The sequence below is a fragment of the Actinomadura rubrisoli genome (genome assembly GCF_004349215.1).
Classification (GTDB): Bacteria; Actinomycetota; Actinomycetes; order Streptosporangiales; family Streptosporangiaceae; genus Spirillospora; species Spirillospora rubrisoli.
In genome coordinates this window covers 1-7,005 of the sequence record NZ_SMKU01000429.1, presented here as the reverse complement: position 1 = coordinate 7,005, position 7,005 = coordinate 1, and the positions used below count along the sequence as shown (strand labels likewise).

The window sequence follows — 7,005 nt, the reverse complement described above, 5'->3', positions numbered from 1 at the left end:
GTCCTGGACGGGCGGGGCGACGCGGGCGGGCTCCAGGGCGGCGACCGGCACCACCCACGGCGAGATCGACGTCGCGAACGACTTGCTCAGGAACGGGCCGAGCGGCTGCGACTCCCACGACTGGATGTCGCGGGCGCTCCAGTCGTTCACCAGGACGAACCCGAAGACGTGGTCGCGGAACGCCGACACCGGGACCCCGCGTCCGGCCGCGGACGGTACGCCCGCGACGAACCCGACCTCCGCCTCGATGTCGAGCTTGAGGGACGGCCCGTACGTCGGCTCCTGGTCGCCGGGGGTCTTGCGCTGCCCGTGCGGGCGGACGATCGGCGTCCCCGACGGGTACACCGTCCCCGCGCGGCCGTGGTAGGCGACGGGCAGGCGCTTCCAGTTGGGCGCCAGGGCGTCGCCGTTCGGCCGGAAGATCCTCCCGACGTTGGAGGCGTGGTGCTCGGAGGAGTAGAAGTCGACATAGTCGGCGACCTCGATGGGGCGCAGCAGCTCCACGTCCGCCAGCGGGATCAGGTGCGGCTCGACCTGAGGCCGGTGCGCCTCGTCGCCGAGCAGGTCGACGAGCCGGGCGCGGTTGGCGAGCCAGGTGGCGCGGCCCGCCACCATGAAGGCGTTGAGCGAGCCGGACGCGAAGTAGCGGCGGTCCTCCAGCAGGCCCGCGGCCGACAGCCCGGCCAGGTCGAGGACGCGGTCGCCGATCGCGACGCCGACGCGGGGAAGCTCTCCCGGACGGGAGAACACCCCGTACGGCAGGTTCTCGATCCCGAAGCCGCCATCCTCGTCGACCTCAACCCACGAAACCGTCGTCATGGGGACGTATCTTCCCCGGGTTCGCCCTTCTCATCGGGCTTCGCGGGCCCAGTTCCCTCCCGGGCGCCGGGCACTCACCACAAAGGGCGGCAAACTGGGGCAGATCGGACGTCTTTACTCGGCCGGCGGGAGCGGGGAGCTGCGGAAGTTGCCCGACGGCGGCGGGTTCCAGTCCCAGATCGGGAGATCGTCGGCCTGCTCGCCCCCTTCCCCGGAACGCGGGGCCCGTTCGGGCGCCTCCCCGGCGTCCGGGTCCTCGGCGCGGTCGGCGGGCGGGCCGTCGTGGTCGTCCCCGTCCGGGCCGTACTCGGCGGGCATGACCAGGTCGGGCCGCGTCGTCCGGGCCGCCACCCGCACCCCCTCCGGCTCCTGCTCGTCGTCGTCCCGGTGCCGGACCAGCTCCACGTCGGTGGGCAGCAGCGCAGGCGGGGGCGGATCAGTGGCCAGCGGCTCGGGAAGCGGGTCCAGGGCGGGCGGCGTGCGCGTGTCATCGTCCCGTTCGGGCCACGCGGGGTCGTCGTCCTCCGCCTCGTACAGCGCGGGCTCGTCGTCGTCCTCCTCGTACAGCGCGGGCTCGTCGTCCTCCAACTCGTAGCGCGCGGGCGCGGCCTCCTCCAGCGCGTACTGGGCGGGCGCGGCCTCCTCCAGCTCGAACCGCGCGCCCTGCTCCAGCTCAGGCCGCGCGGGCATGACCTGCCGCGCGTCCTCGTAGTCCGGCTCCGCGTCGTAGTCCGGCTCCGCGTCCAGGCCGGACGCGGCGCCCGGTGCCTCGATGACCTTGACGTGCCCGCGCTGAAGCTCCGCGGACCCGGAGGCGTCGCCCGCTGCGGGACGGGCCACGCGGATCTGCTTGACCATCGTCAGCCACAGCCAGACGGCGATCACCAGCATGACGTGCGGCGCCACGGCCACGCCGATCCGCAGCGGGTCGTCCGGGAGCGCCGCGAAGCCCTCCAGCGCGTCCTGGACGGCGATGGCGGCGGCCCCGGCGGCCAGGACGAGCAGCAGCGCCCAGCGCGGCAGCCGCGTCCACCAGCGGGCGTTCCGGGTGATGACGAGGGACAGGATCGTCAGCGCGGTCAGCGCGTCGGCCATCGCCGGGTACACCGGGGCCCAGCGGCGGCTCGCCCGCCCGGCGACGGCGAGGTCGCGGACCACGTCGTAGGTCAGGGTGAAGGCGCCGCCCGCCAGCGCGGCGACGACGAGGCCGGCGGCGGCGGTGAGGAGCCGGCGCTGGCCCCGGGAGTAGCGGGGGCCGCCGGGGCGGGTCGGGTCAGATGGCATGGCTCTCGTTCCGGGAAGGGCGCCTGCGCGGTTCGTGAGGGAGGTGTCCAACGCGAGATTAGCCAGCACCAAGGCCGGTTCACCCGAACTTCAAGCCGATCATCGCGCGCGGCGTGCCTTTAAGGCCGAGACGTACCGTATGGGAGAGGGCGATGTCTCCTTGACGGGAGGCGGGGAGGTCGGTGGCGCGGCGGCGGAAGATCCTCCCGAAGATTTCTTGTGGAGGATGTCGAGAACGCGCCCGCCGCTCCGATCCTCTCGTGACGAGCGGCCACCAGGGGCGCGGAACAAGGGGAGACACCCGATGAAGTACATGCTGCTGATCTTCAACCGTCCCGGCTTCGTGGAGGAGCTGCCCGACGAGGAGCGCGACCGGATGTTCGGCGAGGTCCAGACGATCATGAACGAGCTCACCGAGCGGGGCGAGATGGTGCGCGGCGAGCCGCTGGCCGACCCGTCCCAGACGAAGACCGTCCGGGAGAAGGACGGGCTGCCCGCCGTGACCGACGGGCCGTTCCTGGAGGCCAAGGAGCACCTCGCCGGCTACATCACCGTGGACTGCGAGACCCTGGAGCGGGCCGTCGAGATCGCCTCGCGCTGGCCGGACATCCGGTTCGGCGGGCACATGGAGGTCCGGGCCGTCCTGGACACGGCCGGGACGGAGATGTGACCGAACCCGCCACCGGCGAGGACGCGCCGCGCGCGGCGCAGGATGTGCCGCGCGCGGCCGGGGACGTGCCGCGCGCGGCCGAGGACCTGCTGCGCATCCTCGCGCCGCAGGTCCTCGGGACCCTCGTCCGGCGGCACGGGGCGTTCGACGCCTGCGAGGACGCCGTGCAGGAGGCGCTGCTGGCCGCGGCCGTCCAATGGCCGGGAGAGGGCGTCCCGGACAATCCGCGCGGCTGGCTGCTGACCGTCGCGACCCGGCGGCTCACCGACCAGTGGCGCAGCGAGAGCGCGCGCCGCGACCGGGAGGCGGCCGTCGCCGCATGGGACCCGTCCGGCACCGGACGGGCCGCGCCGGAGCCGGGCGAGGACCATCCCGGCGACCGCGACGACACGCTCACCCTGCTGTTCCTGTGCTGCCATCCGGCGCTGTCGCCGCCGTCCCAGGTCGCGCTGACGCTGCGGGCCGTCGGCGGCCTGTCCACCGCGCAGATCGCCCGCGCGTTCCTCGTCCCCGAGGCGACCATGGCGCAGCGGATCAGCCGGGCCAAGCAGCGGATCAAGGCGACCGGCGCCCGGTTCGGCATGCCGCCCGCCGGCGAGCGCGACGAGCGGCTGCGCACCGTCCTGCACATCCTCTACCTGACCTTCAATGAGGGCTACACCGCCTCCAGCGGCCCGGACCTGCAGCGCGCCGACCTCACCGCCGAGGCGGTCAGGCTGACCCGCGCGCTGCACGGGCTGCTGCCCGGCGACGGCGAGGTCGCTGGGCTGCTCGCCCTCATGCTGCTGACCGACGCCCGCCGCGCGGCCAGAACCGGTGCGGGCGGCCTGCTGATCCCGCTCACCGAGCAGGACCGGACGCTGTGGAACCGCGCGGCCATCGAGGAGGGGACGGCGCTGATCACCGACGCGCTCACCTGGTCGCCGCCCGGCCCGTACCAGATGCAGGCCGCGATCGCCGCCGTCCACGCCGAGGCCGCGCGCCCGGAGGACACCGACTGGCCGCAGATCCTCTCGCTCTACCGGCTGCTGTCGCACCTGGCGCCGAACCCCATGGTCACGCTGAACGAGGCCGTGGCGCTCGCGATGGTGCGGGGCCCGCGCGCCGGGCTCGACCTGCTCGCCACCCTGGACGGCGACGACCGCATGACCGGGCACCACCGGCTCGCCGCCGTCCGGGCCCACCTGCTGGAGACCGCCGGCGACCTGGCCGCCGCGCGCGAGGAGTACCGGAAGGCCGCGCGCGCCACCACCAGCCTGCCCGAGAAGCGCTACCTGGAGTCCCGGTGCGCCGGGCTCACTGGCGATTGAGGAACCCGCCATGTGAACGCGTGCCGCGTTGCGAAGAGCGCCGCGCGGTCGCGCTCCCATCCCATAACCTGGCTTCGTGAGCCTGCGCTTTTACGACACCGGTACCCGTAGCGTCCGCGCGTTCGAGCCCCTGGAAGAGGGCCGCGTGGGGATGTACGTGTGCGGTGCTACGCCGCAGGCCGCGCCGCACATCGGGCACCTGCGTTCGGGCGTCATCTACGACGTGCTGCTGCGCTGGCTGAGCCGCTCCGGCTACACGGTGACGTTCGCGCGCAACGTCACCGACATCGACGACAAGATCATCGCGGTGGCGGCCGAGCGCGGAGTGCCGTGGTTCACCGTGGCCGAGGGCAACCAGCGCGTCTTCACCCACGGCTACGACCTGCTCGGCTGCCTGCCGCCCACGATCGAGCCGCGCGCCACCGGGCACGTCCCGGAGATGATCGTCCTGATGCGGCGGCTGATCGAGAAGGGCCACGCCTACGCCGCGGGCGGCGACGTCTACTTCGACGTGAAGTCCTGGGCCGACCACTACGGCGAGCTGTCCAACCAGCGGCTGGAGAACATGCGCTCGTCCGGCGACACCCCGAACGAGGACTGCAAGCGCGACCACCGCGACTTCGCCCTCTGGAAGGGCGCCAAGCCCGGCGAGCCGTCCTGGGAGACGCCCTGGGGCGAGGGACGGCCCGGCTGGCACCTCGAATGCTCCGCGATGGCCACCAAGTACCTCGGACGGACGTTCGACATCCACGGCGGCGGCGTCGACCTGATCTTCCCGCACCACGAGAACGAGATCGCCCAGTCCAGGGCCGCCGGCGACGGGTTCGCCCGCTACTGGCTGCACAACGGGCTCCTCACCGTGGACGGCGAGAAGATGAGCAAGTCCGTCGGCAACGTCGTCCTGCTGACCGACCTGCTCGGCCGGGCCCGTCCCGCCGAGATCCGCTACTACCTCGCCTCGGCGCACTACCGGTCGCTGATGGACTACACCGACGCCGCCCTGGCCGAGGCGGTCACCGCCTACCAGCGCATCGAGGGCTTCGTCGTCCGCGCCGCCGAGGTCGTCGGCGCCGGTTCCCCCGCCCCGCAGGTGCCCGCCGCGTTCGCCGCCGCCCTCGACGACGACCTCGGCGTCCCGCAGGCCCTCGCGACGCTGCACGACACCGTCCGGGAGGGCAACAGCGCCCTCGCGTCCGGCGACCACGACGCGGTCCGTGAGCGGCTCGGGTCCGTCCGGACGATGGCGGACGTCCTCGGCCTCGACCCCCTGTCCGACCAGTGGAACCAGGTCGGCGGCGACGACCTGCGCCCCGTCGTGGACGCCCTCGTCGCCGTCGCGCTGGAGCAGCGCCAGGCCGCCCGCGCCCGCAAGGACTACCAGGCCGCCGACGCCATCCGCGACGGCCTCACCAAGGCCGGGATCGTCGTGGAGGACACCCCGCACGGCGCCCGCTGGGAACTGAAGCGCGACTGACCCGAGTCCTTGGGGCAGGGGATAAAATCGGAGGTTCGCGGGCGTTCGCCGAGGTGCCGTCCCGCGAGGATCTGAGCCGCCCGCCATCCGCGAGGCGAGCGAGCCGCACATCATCGCGAGGGGCGTATGGCCAAGAACAAGGGCAAGGGACCCACTCCCAAGGCCGAGGACCGGCACTGGCACGGCAAGCGCCAGAAGGCCCGGGCCGTCAAGAGCGCCCGGCGGACGGGCACGCCGACCATCGGCCCCGGCGCCCGCGGCAGGGCCGCCGAGGGCGCCTCGCGGCCCACGGGCCGTCCCGCCGGGGCCCGCCGTGCGAACGGCGAGGTCCCTGAGCTGGTCACCGGACGGAACCCGGTGGTCGAGGCCCTGCGCGGCGGCGTCCCCGGCAGCGCGCTGTACGTCACGTCCGGCGGTGACGACCGCGTCCGCGAGTCCATCCAGCTCGCCGCCGACCGCGGCATCCCGCTGCTGGAGACCGGCACGAACGAGCTCGACCGGCTCACCGACCGCGCCGTCCATCAGGGCATCGCGCTCCAGGTCAAGCCGTACCGCTACGCCCACCCGGGCGACCTGCTCACCGGCACCGCGCCGCTGATCGTCGCGGTGGACGGCATCACCGACCCCCGCAACCTCGGCGCCATCGTCCGCTCCGCCGCCGCGTTCGGGGCGACCGGCGTCGTCGTGCCCGAGCGCCGCGCCGCCGGGGTGACCGCGGGAGCCTGGAAGTCGTCCGCCGGGACGCTCGCCACCGTGCCCGTCGCGCAGGCCACCAACCTCGCCCGCCAGCTCAAGGCGTACCAGAAGTCCGGCTGCTTCGTCGCCGGGCTGGACGCCCGCGGCGCCGTCGCCGTGGCCGACCTGGAGATCGCGTCCGGCCCGTTCGTCCTGGTCGTCGGCTCGGAGGGCAAGGGCCTCGGACGGCTCGTCGCCGACACCTGCGACATGCTCGTCACCATCCCGATGCCCGGCAGGGCCGAGTCCCTCAACGCCGGTGTCGCCGCCGGAATCGCCCTCTACGAGATCAGCCGCCTACGCTCCTAGGGCATCCCGCCGACGCCGCAGGAACGCACGCTCGGCCTCGTTCTCCGTACGCTCGATGGCCGCGTCATAGGCCGACCTGGCGTCCCGCGTCCTCCCCAGCCGCCGGAGCAGATCGGCCCTGACGGCATGAAAGAGGTAATAACGGTCGAGGTCGAGACCGTCCACCACGGCGAGCGCCGCGTCCGGCCCCTCGACCTCGGCCACCGCGACGGCCCGGTGCAGCGCCACCACGGGAGCGGGCGCCACCACCATGAGCTGGTCGTACAACCGCAGGATCTGCCCCCAATCGGTCGGCGCCACACTGTGCACCGCGTTGATCGCCGCCTGGATCTGGTACGGACCCGGCCGGTTCCGCTCCAGGCACCGCCGGACGAGCGCCCGCCCCTCCTCGACGAGCCCCCGGT

The 7,005-nt window shown here is 73.6% G+C and carries 7 protein-coding genes; 4 read left to right on the top strand and 3 right to left on the bottom strand.

All coding sequences use genetic code 11. The features are described 5' to 3' along the window. Both E1298_RS41995 and E1298_RS41990 read right to left on the bottom strand, forming a co-directional pair. Nucleotides 1–819, bottom strand: an 819-nt coding sequence (locus tag E1298_RS41995) for a fumarylacetoacetate hydrolase family protein (protein ID WP_207945162.1), incomplete at its 3' end; no start/stop codon positions are given. Nucleotides 820–933: 114 nt separating this feature from the next. Beyond that, on the bottom strand, nt 934–2,103 hold the full coding sequence (locus tag E1298_RS41990; protein ID WP_131902961.1) for a hypothetical protein: 1,170 nt from the start codon (nt 2,101–2,103) through the stop codon (nt 934–936). A 304-nt stretch (nt 2,104–2,407) separates the two neighbouring features. Between E1298_RS41990 and E1298_RS41985 the strand changes: the two genes are divergently transcribed. From E1298_RS41985 to rlmB, 4 genes are all read left to right on the top strand, one after another. Continuing rightward, nucleotides 2,408–2,773, top strand: a complete 366-nt coding sequence (locus E1298_RS41985; protein WP_131902960.1) for a YciI family protein — start codon at nt 2,408–2,410, stop codon at nt 2,771–2,773. 65 nt (nt 2,774–2,838) lie between these two features. After that, the gene (locus E1298_RS41980; RefSeq protein ID WP_131902962.1) at nt 2,839–4,083 is read left to right on the top strand and encodes an RNA polymerase sigma factor; all 1,245 of its coding nucleotides are present in this window, start codon (nt 2,839–2,841) and stop codon (nt 4,081–4,083) included. A 76-nt stretch (nt 4,084–4,159) separates the two neighbouring features. After that, on the top strand, nt 4,160–5,557 hold the full coding sequence (gene cysS, locus E1298_RS41975; RefSeq protein ID WP_131902959.1) for a cysteine--tRNA ligase: 1,398 nt from the start codon (nt 4,160–4,162) through the stop codon (nt 5,555–5,557). A 126-nt stretch (nt 5,558–5,683) separates the two neighbouring features. Continuing rightward, nucleotides 5,684–6,601 (top strand): 23S rRNA (guanosine(2251)-2'-O)-methyltransferase RlmB, encoded by a 918-nt coding sequence (rlmB, locus tag E1298_RS41970; RefSeq protein ID WP_131902958.1) that lies wholly within the window; start codon nt 5,684–5,686, stop codon nt 6,599–6,601. Here rlmB and E1298_RS41965 read toward each other — a convergent pair. After that, nucleotides 6,590–7,005: tetratricopeptide repeat protein (locus E1298_RS41965; RefSeq protein ID WP_131902957.1), on the bottom strand; the 416-nt coding region annotated here is incomplete at its 5' end. The two genes, rlmB and E1298_RS41965, sit on opposite strands and share 12 nt — an antisense overlap.